We start from the raw sequence: 1,029 nt of genomic DNA, 5'->3' as shown, positions 1-1,029 counted from the left end.
GGGAACCCCCGATACGCCCCCATTCCCTCCGTCCCCGTTTTCGGGAATCCTCCCCCTTCCGGCACACGGCAGGAACGGAACGGCTGCGAACCGACAAAAAGTTGAGGCAGGAGAGCGTGCCAGAAAATACCGTGGAAACACGCAGAGTCAGGCTCCGACCGGTTGAGAACCTGGGCGCGGCCGCCGCCGTCAGCGCATTGGCGGAGAGGGGCGTCCCCGAATTCCCGGGAATGGACGACCTCGTCAGGCCGCTCCCCCGCGACGCCGAGGACGCGGCGGAGCAGTTCCTCGCCGTCGCCCCCTCCACCGGCGCCGTCCTGGGGTTCTGTTCGCTCTCGCGCCTGGACCGGGAGGAGCGGTGGGTCCAGGTGGACGTGGTCGTGGACGAGGGGGCCAACGCCGTCGGCATCGCGTTGGAGGCCACGGTGCTGACCGTGGACCGCGCCTTCCGCGCGTGGCCGGTGGACGAGGTCCGCTTCTGGTCCGTCGGCGAGCGGGCGAACGGCCTGCGCGACCATCCGACCATGGTGACCGAGTCGGAGCCCCCGCGGCGGCCCCCGGGCCTGGAGTCCGCCTCCCACTTCGTCATCCAGCGCGAGCGCTGGGAACGCTACGGCGCCAAGTTCGTCCAGCGCCTCTCCCAGGGGCCCGACGCGGGCTGAGGACGCCACCCCACCACACCAGAGAAGAGGTTCGGCAACGATGGCCGCAGTAGACCAGAGCGAGATCCTGTCCCAGATCAAGGTCCAGGCGATGACCGTCCTGATGTTCACGTCGAACGAGCCCCAGTTCGACCTCCCCGAGCCCTCGCAGACGAGCGACCTGGACTCGTTCTCGATCGTGCAGCTCGTGCTGGCCCTGGAGGACGTCTACAACGTGTCCCTCCTGGAGGACATGTCGGAGTTCACCGGCAGCAGCTTCGAGGACCTGGCCGGGTTCGTGGCGGAGAGGATCCGTGAGCAGAAGGGGGCGCCCGACAGGGCGTGACCCCGGCGGGAACGCCGTGTCCGCTGCCGTAGCGGACACGGC

2 protein-coding genes are annotated in these 1,029 nt (G+C 69.2%); both read left to right on the top strand.

What is annotated here, in order from left to right:
• Positions 1-230 precede the first annotated feature (230 nt).
• Positions 231-662, top strand: coding sequence for a hypothetical protein (locus tag DQW06_RS27880; protein ID WP_117199594.1), 432 nt, complete (start codon positions 231-233; stop codon positions 660-662).
• A 40-nt stretch (positions 663-702) separates the two neighbouring features.
• Positions 703-987, top strand: a complete 285-nt coding sequence (locus tag DQW06_RS27875) for a hypothetical protein (RefSeq protein ID WP_013155699.1) — start codon at positions 703-705, stop codon at positions 985-987.
• Positions 988-1,029 lie beyond the last annotated feature (42 nt).

The sequence above is a fragment of the Nocardiopsis sp. TNDT3 genome (assembly GCF_003427465.1).
GTDB classification, from domain to species: Bacteria; Actinomycetota; Actinomycetes; order Streptosporangiales; family Streptosporangiaceae; genus Nocardiopsis; species Nocardiopsis dassonvillei.
This window is presented reverse-complemented; position numbering and strand designations above follow the sequence as displayed.

Bases quoted from the DNA above. Each gene is read 5' to 3' on its own strand.
- DQW06_RS27880 (WP_117199594.1), top strand. From the start codon at position 231: ATGGACGACCTCGTCAGGCCGCTCCCCCGCGACGCCGAGGACGCGGCG.
- DQW06_RS27875 (WP_013155699.1), top strand. From the start codon at position 703: ATGGCCGCAGTAGACCAGAGCGAGATCCTGTCCCAGATCAAGGTCCAG.